Source organism: Streptomyces cyaneochromogenes (assembly GCF_003963535.1).
Classification (GTDB): Bacteria; Actinomycetota; Actinomycetes; order Streptomycetales; family Streptomycetaceae; genus Streptomyces; species Streptomyces shaanxiensis.
Map to the genome: position 1 here is coordinate 10,058,032 of NZ_CP034539.1, position 14,753 is coordinate 10,072,784.

General features: G+C 72.0%; 14 protein-coding genes. 5 read left to right on the forward strand and 9 right to left on the reverse strand.

Annotation, left to right across the window (positions count from 1 at the left end):
* Nucleotides 1-71 precede the first annotated feature (71 nt).
* Together EJ357_RS45120 and EJ357_RS45125 are read right to left on the reverse strand one after the other, a co-directional pair.
* Entirely contained in the window at nucleotides 72-1,574 is a 1,503-nt protein-coding gene (locus tag EJ357_RS45120; RefSeq protein ID WP_126398327.1) for a metallophosphoesterase family protein, read from the reverse strand.
* Nucleotides 1,575-1,667: 93 nt separating this feature from the next.
* On the reverse strand, nucleotides 1,668-2,549 hold the full coding sequence (locus EJ357_RS45125) for an MHYT domain-containing protein (protein WP_126398329.1): 882 nt from the start codon (nucleotides 2,547-2,549) through the stop codon (nucleotides 1,668-1,670).
* Between the two features lie 266 nt (nucleotides 2,550-2,815).
* Between EJ357_RS45125 and EJ357_RS45130 the strand changes: the two genes are divergently transcribed.
* The 3 genes from EJ357_RS45130 to EJ357_RS45140 all read left to right on the forward strand — a co-directional run bounded on the left by EJ357_RS45130 (nucleotide 2,816) and on the right by EJ357_RS45140 (nucleotide 5,662).
* On the forward strand, nucleotides 2,816-3,715 hold the full coding sequence (locus EJ357_RS45130; RefSeq protein WP_126398331.1) for an arginase family protein: 900 nt from the start codon (nucleotides 2,816-2,818) through the stop codon (nucleotides 3,713-3,715).
* Nucleotides 3,716-3,798: 83 nt separating this feature from the next.
* On the forward strand, nucleotides 3,799-5,055 hold the full coding sequence (locus tag EJ357_RS45135) for an SLC13 family permease (RefSeq protein ID WP_126398333.1): 1,257 nt from the start codon (nucleotides 3,799-3,801) through the stop codon (nucleotides 5,053-5,055).
* Between the two features lie 106 nt (nucleotides 5,056-5,161).
* Nucleotides 5,162-5,662, forward strand: coding sequence for a universal stress protein (locus EJ357_RS45140; protein WP_126398342.1), 501 nt, complete (start codon nucleotides 5,162-5,164; stop codon nucleotides 5,660-5,662).
* A gap of 40 nt (nucleotides 5,663-5,702) precedes the next feature.
* Here EJ357_RS45140 and EJ357_RS45145 read toward each other — a convergent pair whose 3' ends face one another.
* Nucleotides 5,703-6,500, reverse strand: coding sequence for a DUF899 domain-containing protein (locus EJ357_RS45145; protein ID WP_126398344.1), 798 nt, complete (start codon nucleotides 6,498-6,500; stop codon nucleotides 5,703-5,705).
* Between the two features lie 105 nt (nucleotides 6,501-6,605).
* On the opposite strand from EJ357_RS45145, the gene EJ357_RS45150 reads away from it, so the two are divergent.
* Nucleotides 6,606-7,289, forward strand: a complete 684-nt coding sequence (locus tag EJ357_RS45150; RefSeq protein ID WP_126398346.1) for a transglutaminase domain-containing protein — start codon at nucleotides 6,606-6,608, stop codon at nucleotides 7,287-7,289.
* 27 nt (nucleotides 7,290-7,316) lie between these two features.
* Here EJ357_RS45150 and EJ357_RS45155 read toward each other — a convergent pair whose 3' ends face one another.
* From EJ357_RS45155 to EJ357_RS45180, 6 genes are all read right to left on the reverse strand, one after another.
* A complete protein-coding gene (locus tag EJ357_RS45155) occupies nucleotides 7,317-8,258 on the reverse strand; it encodes a hypothetical protein (RefSeq protein ID WP_126398348.1) in 942 nt (313 codons plus the stop codon).
* Nucleotides 8,259-8,417: 159 nt separating this feature from the next.
* Nucleotides 8,418-9,605, reverse strand: a complete 1,188-nt coding sequence (locus EJ357_RS45160) for an MFS transporter (RefSeq protein ID WP_126400893.1) — start codon at nucleotides 9,603-9,605, stop codon at nucleotides 8,418-8,420.
* Between the two features lie 215 nt (nucleotides 9,606-9,820).
* A complete protein-coding gene (locus EJ357_RS48740) occupies nucleotides 9,821-9,976 on the reverse strand; it encodes a hypothetical protein (RefSeq protein WP_175647761.1) in 156 nt (51 codons plus the stop codon).
* Between the two features lie 222 nt (nucleotides 9,977-10,198).
* A complete protein-coding gene (locus EJ357_RS45170; RefSeq protein ID WP_126398350.1) occupies nucleotides 10,199-11,389 on the reverse strand; it encodes an MFS transporter in 1,191 nt (396 codons plus the stop codon).
* A gap of 96 nt (nucleotides 11,390-11,485) precedes the next feature.
* The gene (locus EJ357_RS45175) at nucleotides 11,486-12,241 is read right to left on the reverse strand and encodes a dienelactone hydrolase family protein (RefSeq protein ID WP_126398352.1); all 756 of its coding nucleotides are present in this window, start codon (nucleotides 12,239-12,241) and stop codon (nucleotides 11,486-11,488) included.
* Between the two features lie 122 nt (nucleotides 12,242-12,363).
* Complete coding sequence (locus EJ357_RS45180; protein ID WP_175647762.1) at nucleotides 12,364-12,984, reverse strand: L-threonylcarbamoyladenylate synthase; 621 nt, start codon at nucleotides 12,982-12,984, stop codon at nucleotides 12,364-12,366.
* Nucleotides 12,985-13,234: 250 nt separating this feature from the next.
* Between EJ357_RS45180 and EJ357_RS45185 the strand changes: the two genes are divergently transcribed.
* On the forward strand, nucleotides 13,235-14,740 hold the full coding sequence (locus tag EJ357_RS45185; protein WP_126398354.1) for a PucR family transcriptional regulator: 1,506 nt from the start codon (nucleotides 13,235-13,237) through the stop codon (nucleotides 14,738-14,740).
* Nucleotides 14,741-14,753 lie beyond the last annotated feature (13 nt).

Below are 14,753 nucleotides of genomic sequence, written 5' to 3' on the forward strand. Positions count from 1 at the left end.
AAGGAGTACGGCAGTGCCAACCACCTCGCGCCCGACGATGTTCCCGCCCCGACCCGCCGCCCCGCTCCAGGTCAGAACAGGGGAATGGTGACCTCGTCCTCCACCGGCGGGGCAATCTCCTGGGCGCGGTTGCCGGTCGCGGCGTAGCAGCGCAGACGGACGGTCTGCGGGGTGACGTCCAGCCGCAGGAAGCATTTGAAGAACGGCGGGCTGTAGGTCGCCGAGCTCGGCGAGAACAGCGAGGTGTAGATCTTGCGCACGGGCAGGCGGAACCGCTTGGCGCGGTCGGGCCGGCGTCCGGTGCCCAGCAGGCCCGCGACCAGGCGCGTGCGCCGGGTGATCCGGGCGTCGGCGGCCGGTGCGCGACCCGGCCGGATGTCCAGCCGCTCGGCGACGACGGCCGTGGCCTCCGCCTCGGTGAGAGAGAAGAAGCGGCGCAGGCGCAGCCTTCGCCCGTAGAGCCCGCTGTAGAAGGCCAGGGAGTCGCCGCGCAGGGGATAGCAGCGGAACTCCTTCTCCGTGACGTTCGCGATGTCGACCCGCGGAATCGTGTGCGTGGCGTGCATGAACGCACCGCCGCCGCCCGCGACGACGTACTGGATGGTGCGGCCGTCCACCTGCACCGGATAGCGCTGGTAGTTGTGGATGTCGCCGCCTATCGCCGCGACATAGCGGTGGGCCGGGTCGCGGACGATCTCGTCGACCGTGCCGCCTCCGTCGATGGCGCAGGGGTGGTACTCACCGTCCACGTACAGGGGCTGGCCCGTGATGAGGATCTTCGGCCGGGGATCCTTGGACACCTCGCGCAGCCAGGCGCCCTGTTCGGCGTCGATGGTCCCGAGCAGTCCCGTGTCGATGCCGATGATCCGCACCGGCCCGGCGTCGATCGCCCAGTACGGCCCCGGCTGGACGGCCTGTTGAGCCGGAGCAGACCTCAACTCACGAGCCTGCGGGAGGTGTTGACCGTCGCCCTTGCGCGGCCTGTGCCACAGCAGCGATCGCAGCCATGCCTTGCTGAGCGGGCGCGGCGCCGCCTCCGGTTCGAGGGGCGGGGCGTCGTCGCAGAAGACGCGCATGAACGCGCCGAGGTCCTCGTACCAGTCGTGGTTGCCCGGGATCGCGTAGATCGGTGCCTGGTAGTCCTGGTACGGGCGGAAGAACTTGGTGTCGTAGTCGTCGGCGCTGCCCACCGGATAGATCACGTCACTGGCGAGGACCGCGAACCTGGTGTCCTGGCCCACCTTCGAGAAGCCCGGCACGACCGCGTACTGGGGCTCGTCGCCCTCGCCGGTGTCACCGATGACGAGGAAGGAGAAGCTGTCCGGGTCGTCGCGCCGGATCACCTTGTCGGCAGGCGCCCCGGCGGCCGCCCGCTGAGCGACCCAGCGGCTGCGCGTACGGCCCGTGGGGTCCCCGAACCAGGACGCGAGCACGCCGTTGCGGGCGGCCCAGAGCATCTTCGGGCTGAGCCAGGAGATCTTCTCGACCTTGGACGGCATCAGCCGCTTGTACTCGCCGAGTTCGGTGGCGCCCCAACCGGCGCCTTCGGCGGTATCGCGTGAGGAGTCAGACACCTGTGCACCGTAACAATGATCTAGAGACGGGCGGGAAGGGGAGGGCGGGGCTCCGGCGTGTCGCCCTGCCCCGTCCTCCCGACTTGCGTCGGGTCACCACTTGTGGGCGGACGGTTCCCGGTGGGCCGGCCGGGCACCGGCCGTGGGTGCCTTGAACTCCCGCTCGCCGCCCGGCCGTTGCCCTGGGGCACTGCCCGGTCCTGCGGTACGCGGGGATGTTCCGGAGCGGTTCCTCTGGCCCTCGCCGAGGACCAGGAGCGGGTCGAACATCACGACCACTCCGGCCAGCAGGAGGAAGATGGCCGGCCCCAGGAGCATGGGCAACAGCAGCGAGGTGGGCGAGTCACCGGCCCACGACGCGCCGGTCGCACCGTGCAGATGCACGCTGACGGCGGCCATGCCCGTGTAGTGCATGCCCGAGACGGCCACGCCCATGACCATGCTGGCGCCGAGGCTGGTCATGAAGCCGCGGACGGTGACCGCCGCCCAGAGCGCGGCGGTCGCGGCGATGATCGCGATCAGGATCGAGAGCGTGACGGTGAACACGTCGTACTGGATGCTGCCGTCGAGGTGCATCGCCGCCATGCCCAGGTAGTGCATGGCGGCCACACCGAGGCCGGTGATGACGCCCGCACCGGTCAGAGCGCCCTTGCCCGCGCCCCGATAGCCGACGATGAACACACCGACGCCGACCACGATGACGGCCACGGCGAGGCTGAGGACGGTGAGTCCCACGTCGTAGCCGATCCGGGTCTCCTCGACCTGGAAGCCGATCATCGCGATGAAGTGCATCGTCCAGATGCCGCAGCCGATCGATGCGGCGCCCAGCGCCAGCCAACCCGCCTTCCACGACTGCTCGTTGAGCAGGGACCGGACGATGCACCGCAGTCCCAGCGCCCCTCCCAGGCAGGCCATCAGATAAGCCGCCACCGGGGTCACCGCACCATAGCGGAACCCGTCAACCGTGCCTTCCATAAGCCAACTCCCCCCAGAGTCTTGGCCAGTTGTGGAGAAAGGTGTACGGGGCAGGGTTGGGCGAAAGCAAGCCTTTACCGCCGGTAGCAGTTGAACTCTGCATCACCGGGAGTCAACTTCGGTCACACAGGGATGAGTTTTGGCCATGTGCGGGCTGGGCTCGGCAGGGCCTGCTTCGGACCACGAGTGGTGCCGGGCCTCGGGATGTGGCACAGATGGGGGGAGGCGGCATCGGGCAGGAGGGGGCAGCGGCGGAAGGAGCGGGCATGCAGGACATCGCGATCATCGAGGCGCCGTCCGTGCTCGGCCTGCGGCCCTCCGGGGTCCAGGACCTGCCGGCGGCGCTGCTCGACGCCCACCTGTCGGCCACTCCCGGCGCGGTACGGGCCGGCCGGGTCGAACCACCCGCCTACGACCCGACGAGGGACGCCGACACCGGGGTGCTCAACCCGCACGCCATCGCGGAGTACTCCGCCCGACTGGCCGACGCGGTCGGCGGCGTTCTCGACGAGGGCCGCTTCCCCGTCGTCCTCGGCGGGGACTGCAGCATCCTGCTCGGCAACCTCCTCGCCCTGCGCCGCCGCGGACGCCACGGCCTGCTGTTCCTCGACGGGCACACCGACTTCTACCAGCCCTCGGCGGAGCCGACCGGTGAGGCGGCCTCGATGGAACTCGCCCTGGCCACGGGCCGCGGCCCCCGGCTCCTCACCGACCTCGAGGGCCGCGGCCCCCTGGTGCGGGACGAGGACGTCGTGGCCTTCGGCTTCCGCGACGCCGCCGAGTCCGCCCGGGCCGGTATGCAGCCGCTCCCGGCCGGGCTGCACGCCATCGACCTCGACGCCGTACGCGCGTTCGGCGCGGACAAGGCAGCGCGCCGAGCCGTCGACCGGCTCGCCGCCGGTGCGGGCGCCGGGTTCTGGGTCCACCTCGACGTCGACGTCCTGGACGACGCGATCATGCCCGCCGTCGACTACCGCCAGCCCGACGGGCTGACCTGGGACGAGTTGGAGAGCGTGCTGCGGACGGCGCTGGCCGATGCGCGCGCCGTGGGACTCGACGTCACGATCTTCAACCCGCGCCTCGACCCGGACGGCACCATCGCCGCCCGCCTCGCCGAGTGCCTGCGCCGTGGGCTGTCGGTGCGGAGTGCCGGCAGGGGTGCATGACTATTCTGTGGGTACGCCGCTGACCAGGCGGTTGTGCAACCGCCGGCTGCACCGGACACCCCCCACCTCGAAAGGCTCCGACCCTGAACGGCCCGCTCGCGGAAGCGCTCTCTGCCGTCCTCCTCGTGGTGGTACTGGTCTGTGCCGTGGTACGCCCATGGGGCCTGCCGGAGGCGGTCTTCGCCGTCCCGGCCGCGGCGGTGGTCATCGCCACCGGGGCGATCTCACTGGACCACACAGCGGAGGAGGCCGCCCGGCTGGGGCCGGTGATCGGCTTCCTCGCAGCCGTCCTCGTGCTGGCCCAACTGTGCGACGACGAGGGACTGTTCCAGGCCTGCGGGGCCTGGATGGCACGCACCGCCGCGGGCCGGCCACGCCGGCTCCTGGGGCAGGTGTTCGTCGTCGCCTCGCTGATCACCGCGGTGCTGAGCCTGGACGCCACGGTCGTGCTGCTCACCCCGGTCGTCTTCGCCACCGCCGCCCGGCTCGGCGCCCGTGCCAAGCCGCACGTGTACGCCTGCACCCACCTGTCGAACACGGCCTCGCTGCTGCTGCCCGTCTCCAACCTCACCAACCTGCTGGCCTTCGCCGCGAGCGGGCTGAGCTTCACCCGCTTCGCCGCGCTGATGGCGCTGCCGTGGGTGGTCGCGATCGGCATCGAGTACCTGGTCTTCCGCCGGTTCTTCGCGGTGGATCTGGAGGCCGGCGCCCAGGCCCCGGCCTCCGCCGGGCCGCCCGAGCTGCCGCTGTTCGCCCTCGTCACGGTGGCGGGCACGCTGGTCGGGTTCGTGGTGACCTCGGCGGTGGGGATCGACCCGGCGTGGGCGGCCTTCGCGGGAGCGCTGGTGCTCGCCGTGCGCGCCCTGATCCGGCGCCGGACCACTCCCGCGGCCCTGGCCCGGGCCGTGGGCCTGCCGTTCCTCGCGTTCGTCCTGGCCCTGGGCATCGTGGTGCGGGCCGTCGTCGACAACGGGCTGGACGACGCCCTCGGCCAGCTCGTCCCCGACGGCACCGGACTGCCCGCGCTGCTCGGCATCGCCGCGCTGGCCGCCGTACTGGCGAACGTGATCAACAACCTGCCGGCGGTGCTGGTGCTGCTGCCCCTGACCGCGCAGGCCGGGCCCGGCGCCGTGCTGGCGGTGCTGCTCGGCGTGAACATCGGCCCCAACCTCACCTACGCCGGGTCCCTGGCGACGCTGCTGTGGCGCAAAATCGTGCACGAGCACGACACTGACGTCGAGCTGGGAGAGTTCACCCGGCTCGGCCTGTACACCGTGCCCGCCGCGCTCATCTGCTCGGTGGTGGCGTTGTGGGGCGCACTGGAACTGATCGGAACGTGAGCGAAACCCGATCTGAGGCCCCTCGGCGTCCGATCGGCCAATTGACCCGAGGCCGAGGCCGATCGGATACGACCGGACCGGACCGAGAAACCGGAGGCTGACCTGTATGGCCGTCATCGTGTGGATCGTGGAGGGCACCTGGCCGGCCTGCGTGGACGCGGCCCGCTCCCGGGTTCCGGAAGGCTCGGAGATCGTCCTGCTGCACGTCACCGGCCACGAAAGCCCGGGAGCCGCGCACGGAGCCTTCGCCGGTCTGCTCGGCCGGGGCCACCCCGAGCGGGATCCCGGCACCCGGATGGAGCAGCTGGCCGCCGACTCCGCCCGCGAACTCCTTGAGACGGCGGCCGACAGGCTCGGCCGGGACTGCGCGCGCGTGGAACGCTCCGGCCGCGTCGAACGCGAGGTCGTCGCCGCGGCCGACGGCGCCGATCTGCTCATCCTGGCCCGGGACGGCGATCGCAGCCATCTGGGCCCCAGGAGCCTGGGCCCGGCCAGCCGGTTCGTCGTGGACCACGCCCCCTGCCCGGTCCTCCTGGTCTGGCCGGAAACCGCCCCAGGACTGTCCAGCATCCCGGCCCCGCCCCCGCATCCCCCGCACCACCACTAGAGCCGTCAGCCGTCAGGAGCCAAACGCCAGACGTCAGCCGTCAGACGTCGTACTCGTCGGGCAGCCGCAACCCGGGCCCGCCGGCCTGCAGGCCAAGAGGCACCGCGCGGCCCTTCGGCTCCTCCCACTCCTCCTGGCGGCCGAGTGCGGTGAGGTCCAGGTACGGGATGCCGTAGTGGAACTGCTCGATGCCACGGCCGAAGGCGGAGTAGGTGTGGAACACCTCGTCCCCGACCCGCAGAAAGGCGCTGACGCCCGGCCAGTCGCCGCGCATCCGCTCCGACCACGGCATGCCCGCCTCCGCGAGCTCGGCCTCGGTGCGGTGGAAGACCTGCACCGGCGCGACGCGCTCGTCGACGGTCGCGTGGAAGTCGTAGTTGAAGTCGCCGCCCGCCGAGGAGTACCAGGGGAACGTCCATCCCATCCGCGCACGGTAGGCGGCGAGCTTCGGATACGGCGCCCGGCTCACCGCCACCAGCGTCGTGTTGCGGGCATGCAGCTGCCGCAGCCTGCCGATGCCGTCGGCCGCGGAGGAACAGCTGGGGCAGCCGGTGTCGCGGGGGTGCTCGACGCCGTCGGCGTCGATGTCGTACATCCACATGAAGTGGTGCATGACCAGCTGAGGGCGCCCCTCGAACAGGTCGGGCAGACTCACCGTCCCGTCCGGACCCTCGAAGGTGTACGCCTTCTCGACCCGGACCATCGGCAACCGTCGCCGTTGGGCGTTCACCCGGTCACGCGCGCGCGTGAGCTCCTTCTCCTGCGCCAGCAGTTCCTTGCGGGCGGCGAGCCACTCCTCGCGCGACACCACGTCCGGCAGGTTCGCCATCGAAGTCATCTCCCGGTCCTCCCACAGGTGCCGTCCAACGAGCGGCCGAAGCGACCACCCCTCCAGCTTGCGCCCGCCCCCGCCCGCTGCGCACACCGATTCGGTCCGGATGCCATGGCCCTGGGGATTGCCGAGAGCCGGATGGAAGAGAAGAACATCCGGCCGGTCAGCGAACTCATCGCCGCGCTGACCGCCGTGGATCCGGCTCCGCTGCACCGGCCGCGAACGCCCGCGACGCGGGTGATCGGCACCTGCCGCCACTTCGCCACGATCGCCTGCGCGCTCCTGCGGGCACGAGGGATCGCCGCCCGCGCCCGGTGCGGTTTCGGGACGTACTTCCAGCAGGGGCGCGGCTTCGACCACTGGATCACCGAGTACTGGGACGAGGCCCGGTGCCGATGGGTGCGCGTGGACACCGAGCATCTCGGCAGGGACTTCGTCGCCCGCCCGGACGACCTCGCGCCGGGCGAGTTCCTCACCGGCGGCGAGGCATGGGTCCGCTACCGGAGCGGCATGATCGATCCGCACACCTTCGGTACGGCGGGCACGGATCACGCCTGGGGGCCGCACGAGATCAGCGGCAACGCCGTCCGTGACCTCGCCGCGCTGTGCAAGTGGGAGACCTTGAACTGGGACGAGTGGGGTCGCATGACCGCGGCGTACGAGGGCGCCACCGGCCCCGACTACGACCGGCTGATCGACGTGGTCGCCGATGCCTGCGCCCAGGACGATCCGTCCGCGCCGGCCCGCCTGTTCGCCCACGAGGACCTCGCCGTACCCCGGGACCTCACCGGCTGAAGCCGGCCGGCGGCCGACCGCGGGTCTCTAACGCCTGCGTGCGCTCAGGCGTTTCACCTCCCGGGCCGCCTCCCGCTCCTCGCGCTCGGCCCGGGCCAGGGCGTCCGCGGTCGTGCGGCCGCGCTCTTCGGCCTCCCGCTGCTCGTGTTCGGCCCGCTGGAGCTCTTCCCGGGCCTGACGCAGCTGCTGCTCGGCGGCCGACACCTGCTGCCGGGCCTGGTCGTGCCGGTCTCGGGCCTGCCGCAGCGCGTCGTCGGCGTCGGCTTGCTCGGCGCGTCTGTCGTGCAGCCGCCGCGTGGCCTCTTCGGCCGCTTCTCGGGCCTCGTCGAGCTGCTCCTGCCGCCGTCGGCGCCGTTCGGCGAGTTCGTCCTTAGAGCGTGTCCGCGCGGACGGTGCGGGTGCCGTGGATGCGGTCGGCCTGCGCGGAGCGTGGGTCGTGGCAGCGGTGCCGGTGGGAAAGTCCGACGGCGGGGTGAGCGCGCTCTCCAAGCGGCCGCCGGCCCACCGGTCGGCGGCCTCCGGGTCGGCGAGCACGGCGCGCAGGGTGGACTCGAGGTCCTGCTGCACCGTGGCCGACAGCGGGTGCCCCGCCTGACGGGCCAGTTGGGCGGCCTGCCGGGACAACGCGGAGACCATCTGCCGACGCTGCTCCGCCAGCTCCTTGATGCCACCGGCGTCCAGAGCGTGGTACGCCTCGCGCAGCGCCGGTCCCAGTTCCAGGATCCGCCGGCTCTCCTGGGGCCTGGAGCGCAGCAGCAGGTTCGCGGCCCAGGCCGCCAGGGTGGGGCGCCGGGCGGCGCGGAGACGGCGGGCGTCCTCGACGTGGCCGGCCGTCTTGGCCGCGGCCGCCAACTCCGCACGGCGGGCGACGAATTCGGCCGGAGGCGTCACGTAGAGGTCGTCGAGCACCGCCTCCACGTCGGGCTCCCGGCCGTCTCGTGTTCCCTTGCGCTTGTTCAGGGTCCCCACATCCCCGGTGCACCTTCATGCCACGGGCTCGGACCCGGCTCGGCGGCGCCCCGGGCCGACCCGCCACCGGCCCCGGACGGCAGGCAGGCGATCACGTGACGCACGGACATGGCACCAGCCTCACCCGCACCCGCTGCCCCCGCATCCCGGACCTGCCCATCAGCAAGGCCGGGAAGTCGGCCGCCCGGGTGACCCGGCCTGCCTCGCGGCGACGGCCATGACGACGGTGGAGATCAGGACGACGCCGGCGCCGACGTAGAGCGGCGCCGTGTAGCCGAGGCCCGCCGTGATGGCCAGGCCGCCGAGCCAGGCGCCGAGGGCGTTGCCCACGTTGGACGCGGACACGTTGGCGCTCGCGGCCAGTGCCGCACCGTGGGCGTAGTCGGTGACGCGAGTGATCAGTCCGGGCACGCCGGCGAACCCGAACAGGCCCATCAGAAACACCAGGACGACCGACGCGGTGGCGCTGGTGGCCAGCAGACCGAACACGGCCAGCGTTACGGTGAGGCCGAGCAGGGACAGGACCAGCGCGCGGTCACGGTCGCCGTCCGCCGCCCGCCCGCCGATCAGGTTCCCGACGACCAGGCCGACGCCGTACACCATGAGCAGCCAGGCGACATCCGCGGGGGAGAAGCCGCCGACCTCGGTGAACGTGTAGGCGATGTAGCTGAACGCACCGAACATCCCGCCGTAGCCGAGCGCGGTGGCCGCCAGGGTCAGCCAGACCTGACCGGACCGCAAGGCGCGGACCTGGGCGCGCAGGCCACTGGGCGGTACCGGGCCGGGGTGGCCCACCGTGGGTGGCCGGCCGGGGACGAGGGCGACGATGCCCGCGAGGGCCAGCACGCCGATCGCGGTCACCGCCCAGAAGGCCGTCCGCCAGCCCCAGCGCTCCCCGAGCAGCGCGCCGAAGGGCACGCCCAGCACGTTCGCGACCGTCAGACCGGCGAACATGACGGCCACCGCACGGGACTTCCTCTCCGGTGCGACAAGGCTGCCGGCGACGAGGGACCCGATGCCGAAGAACGAGCCGTGGCACAGCGCCGCGACGACCCGCCCCAGCAGCATCACGGGATAGTTCGGCGCCAGGGCGGACAGCAGGTTGCCGATGACGAACAAGGCCACCAGGCCGACCAGGACGTTCTTGCGGGGCAGTCGTGCCGTCGCCGCGGTGAGCACGATCGCGCCGACCGCGACACTCAGCGCGTACCCGGAGATCAGCCATCCCGCTGCCGCCTCGGACACCGCGAGGCTCGACGCCACCCGCGGCAGCAGCCCGGCGATCAGGAACTCGGTCAGACCGATACCGAAACCACCCAGCGCCAGCGCGACGAGCCCACTCGGCATCCGTCGCCGTTCGACCGCGCGCCCGTCCGAAACGAGCCTGGAGGCGCCGTCGCTCACCGTAAGTCCGTGTCCCCGACCGTGAATTCGTTCATGGGCCCACCCTCACGGCTGCCGGGTGGATCCGTCGATGGACAAAGATCGACGGCGCTTGGACGAAAGCGAGAGAGGTCGGGGCCCTCTCGGCCACGCCGCCACTCCTGCGTCCATGCCGCTGGCTACTCCTTGATCCACCGCCGCAGCGCCTCGACCGTGTCCTCCGGTGTCGTGTTGAAGCACAGGCGGATCCCGGGCGCCTCCTCGGTCAGGACGTTGACCAGTCGCTCGAACAGCAAAGTGTTCTCCGGCAGCATCCGTACGCCCCCGCCGATCATCGCCAAAGCGAATGTGTGCTTTGAAGCTCCTCGCGGACGGTGGCCTCGGCGCTGTCGGGAGAGGTGTCGATGAGGCACGGCACGGCATCGAACCCGGCTTCGCGCAGTGCCGCGTTCGCCGCCCCGATCGGGGCGCTCGCGGCACGGTGATCTTCCCTGTGTATCAGGAAGTTGGGCCCGCGGCCCGGTCGCTCGGAACCCGACGGACGAGCTGACCCGCGCTCAGGTCCGCACCGGTACCGGCCGCCGAAGGAGATAGGCCGCCGCGCCCGACACCAGCACGGTCATGCACGCGATGAACACCAGCCCCGCGTTCTCCAGGCCGATCGGCCCCGTCAGCAGGCCCACACCGATCACCGGTACCGAGATGCCCCCGTAGGCCACCACGAACAGCGTCGAGATCACCGCCGCACGCCGGTCCGCCGGGGACGCCTCCGCCACCGCGGCCAGCGCCCCGCGAAACGCCAGCCCCTGACCGCAGCCGCCGACGAGCGCGCTGAGCACCACCGGTGACATCAGATCCCAGTGCAGCGCCCCCGCGAGCAGCGCCAGCCCGGCGAGGAGTCCGGCGCAGCCCAGCGGCAGCGATCGCCTCACCCCGACCGGACCGACGGCCAGTTGCCCGGCGGTCGAGGCGAAGAAGGCCAGCGCGACGACCAGCCCGCTCACGGCGTGGTTGTCCACGTCCAGGGACTCGGCGAGGAACGCGGGGCTGACCGACGTGAACACACCGAACAGCGCGAACCCCACGAACGAGGCGATCGCCGCGGGACCGAACACCGCCCGCACGCTCGCGGGCAGGGCCGGCCGCTGCGGCCGTACGGTGCTCAGCGGCAGCCGCTCCCGTACGGTCTCGGGAAGCCGCAGCAGGACGGCGGCACAACCGGCGACCAGGGCCAGGTGCACGGCGAACGGCAGATACAGCGGCCAGGCGGCGTACTGCGCGAGCACGCCGGCCAGCAGCGGACCGCAGCCCAGTCCGCCCATGTTGGCGGCCGTCGCCACGAAGGTGGCCCGAGAGGCGCCCCCGGGCGGCGCCAACTCCATCACGTACGCCGTAGCGGCCCCGGTGAACAGACCGGCGGACAGCCCCGACAACAGCCGCCCCGCATACAGCCAGCCCAGCCCGGTGGCGCACAGGAAACAGACCGCACTGGCCGCGGCGCACCCCAGTCCCCACATCAGCACCACGCGCCTGCCCACCGCGTCCGAGGCGTTGCCCACCAGCAGCAGCACGCCGATGACCCCGAAGGCGTACACGGCGTACACCACGGTCACCGTCAGCTCGGAGAACCCGAACTTCTCCTGGTAGAGGGGATAGAGGGGCGTCGGCAGCGTGGTGCCGGCCATGCACACGGCGAACACGGCCCCGCTGAGCGAACACTCCCGCCACCCTCGGTGATCACCGTCCACGCCGCCGACGATAACCCCGCATGCGGCCTTGGTCCGGCCCGGCGCGCCACCGGTCCGGCAGAGGCGTTCGCGCGCAGGCCCAAGGCCACGAGCGGTCTAGAACGTCCGCTTCAGCAGATCGAGCAGCGCCGCCCAGTGCCGCTCGGCCGCGGCCCGGTCGTATGCGGAGGTGTCCGCCTGTGTGTAACCGTGGTGGGCGCCCTCGTAGACCTCGTACCGGTGGCGGACCCCGGCCGCGGTCAGCGCCCCGGCGAGGCGCTCCATCTGCTCGGGCGGCATGGACTGGTCCGCGTCGGCGTGGCCGAAGTACAGCTCCGCGGTGACGTGTTCGGCGACCAGGTGCGGGCTGTCCGGTGCGTCGGTCGCCAGCTGCCCGCCGTGGAAACCGGCGGCGGCGGCCACCCGCTCCGGGTAGGCACCGGCCGTACGCAGGGCGAGCCGGGCGCCCATGCAGTAGCCGGTGAGGGCGACCGGACCGTCGGCGACCTCGGGCCGCTGCGCCATCCAGCGCAGATAGGCACCGGCGTCCCGCATCGCGAGCTCGGGCGTCAGGGACTGCATCACCGGGACGATCTTCTCCCACAGTTCCGGCCGCGCGGCGGGGTCGATGAACTCGGGCAGCTCGAAGACCGGGCTGCGCCCGTGGCGGTAGAAGACGTTCGGTACGAGGACCGTGTAGCCGGCCTCGGCGAGCCGGTCGGCCATCGACCGCAGATGAGGACGCAGCCCGAAGGCGTCCTGGTAGAGGAGGACGCCCGGCCGGGGCAGACCGTCGCCCGGATGGGCCAAGTAGGCGTCCGCCACGCCGTCCTCGGTGGGGACGTCGACGTCTGTTGCCTGTACGGAGGTCATGGGGGTGCCTCTCTGCGCGGTCCTCGGCGAGCACGTCGCCGGCCCGGCGGAACCGGGCCGCACGCATGCTTGCACGCACCATCCAAACGGGTCGGGGCACCCCCGCCCACTTGGAGACGGCTTTACTCGAAGCGGGACGTGTCGCCCGCTCCCTTCCGTACGATCTCGGCCTCGCCGGACGAGAAGTCGATCACCGTCGTCGGCTCGGTCCCGCACTCCCCGGAGTCGACCACCGCGTCCAGCACATGGTCCAGCCGGTCCTTGATCTCCCAGCCCTGCGTCATCGGCTCCTCCTCGTCGGGCAGCAGCAGCGTGCTGGACAGCAGCGGCTCCCCGAGCTCGGCCAGCAGGGCCTGGGTGACGATGTGGTCGGGGATGCGCACGCCGACCGTCTTCTTCTTGGGGTGCTGGAGCATCCGCGGCACCTCCCTCGTCGCGGGGAGAATGAACGTGTAGCTGCCGGGCGTCGACGCCTTGACCGCGCGGAACACGTCGTTGTCGACCCGCACGAACTGGCCGAGCTGCGCGAAGTCCTGGCAGACGAGGGTGAAGTGGTGCCGGTCGTCCAGCCGGCGAATGGACCGGATCCGGTCGATGCCGTCACGGCTGCCCAGCCGGCAGCCCAGCGCATAGCAGGAGTCCGTCGGATACGCGATCAGCGCATCGGCGCGGACGCTGTCGGCGACCTGGGCGATGGTGCGCGGCTGAGGGTTGTCGGGGTGCACGTCGAAGTACTTCGCCATTCGCCGAGCCTATGCCCTGGAGGCCCGAGGGCCGTGCAGGCCCGGGTGAGTGGGCCTTGTGGGCAGGCCCGGGAGGGCGGCCGCGGGGCACCTGTTTCGCCGGTCCGCGCAAACCGGTGTCAACGGAAAGACCATGACCGAGGCTCAACCGTTTTCCCGATGTGAACGACGGCGAACCGCGTCGTACACGTGAGGTAACGTCCCCGACCGGTACGTCGTGAATGAAGCGCAGGACGAGGTGAAGGCCGACGTGGCTGGCAGAGAGGACGAGGTCCGTCAGGCGGGGACGGGCAGCGCCGACGGCTCGGCGTGGGCGGAGCAGTTGCTGGACCACCTGCGGCCGACCGGACGCGACGTGCGCCGGGTCGTCGCCTGGCTCGCGGATGCCGTGGACGGCATCGCCGCGCTCCGGGACGACACCGGCACCCTCCTCGGCGGCCCGCTGCCACCCCTGGACGACCGCCTCGTCGAGGCCGTCGCGGCCGGCCGTATAGCCTCCGCCGCCTGGGAGGGCCAGGGCCGTCATCTGCGCCTGGTCAGGGTGGCGTACCCGAACCCTTCGGCGGCGGGTGTCCTCGCGGTGTCGCGCGAGTCGGCCTTCGACCGGCGCACCGCCGACATCGTCACGCACACCGTCCAGGTCATCGAACTCCTGCTCAAGGCGGGCGAGACGACCGCCGCCGGACGCCGGCTGGAACAGGCGACCTCCGATCTGCGCCTGGCGATCCTCCAACTGCTGATGGTGGAGGACACCGTCTCCGCGCGCCGCGTCGCCGCCGGACTGTGGCCCGGTCTGCTCGACACGGACTCCGCATGCGTCTACGTCGTCGAGGGCACCGCCGAGGAGCGCGACGGGCTCGCCGAGCAGTGCATCGACGTGACGGGCGAGCGCGCGCTGGTCGTGCTCTGCCCGGCGGTGGACGAGCACGTGATCGTCGTGACGCCCGGCGAGTCCGAGGCCCGGCAACTGCGCTCGCTGATCGGCCCGCGCCCGCGCACCTTCCTCGGCGGCAGCGCCCGGCACAGCCTCGCCCGCATCGCCACCGCCTACGGTCAGGCCGTGAGCGCCCTCGCCGTCGCGCACTTCCGCCCGGACAAGGCCGCCGTCTACGCCGAACGCACCCACCCCGAGCGGCTGATCGACCCCGCCGCCCTGCGCGGCTGGACGGACCGTCTGCTGCGGCCGCTCGACACCCTGCCGCACCACACCCGCGCCGAACTGCTCGCCACCACCCGGCTGGGCCTGGAGTTCACCGCCGTGAGCACGGCCAAGGTCCTCGGCGTCAGCCGCAACACCGTCCGCGCCCGCATGGAACGCGTGGAGGGCCTGCTGCGCACCGACTTCGCCGACCTCACCGCCCGCGCCGTGGTCCACCTGGCACTCAACATCCAGGTCAGCCTGGCCGACACGCCGGCCGACAGCGACGCCACCACCGAGGCGGCGCCCGTCCCGTTGAACGACCTGCTGTCCGGGCCCGCCATGCGCACCTGGGCGCAGGACCTCCTCGCCCACCTCGACAAGGACAGCCGGGACCTGCGCCGTACCCTGCGCGCCTGGATCGCCGAGGGCGGCAACGCCGAACGGGCCGCACAGACCCTCGGCGTGCACGCCCAGACCGTCCGCGAGCACGTCCGCAGCGCGGAACCCGTCCTGCAACGGCAGCTTCTCGCCGGCGGTGCCGACCTGTACGAGGTCGTCCTGGCCCATCTCACCCTCGGTGACCTGGACCAGCCCGCACTTCGGGCGGCCAAATAGGGCCTTCCGGACT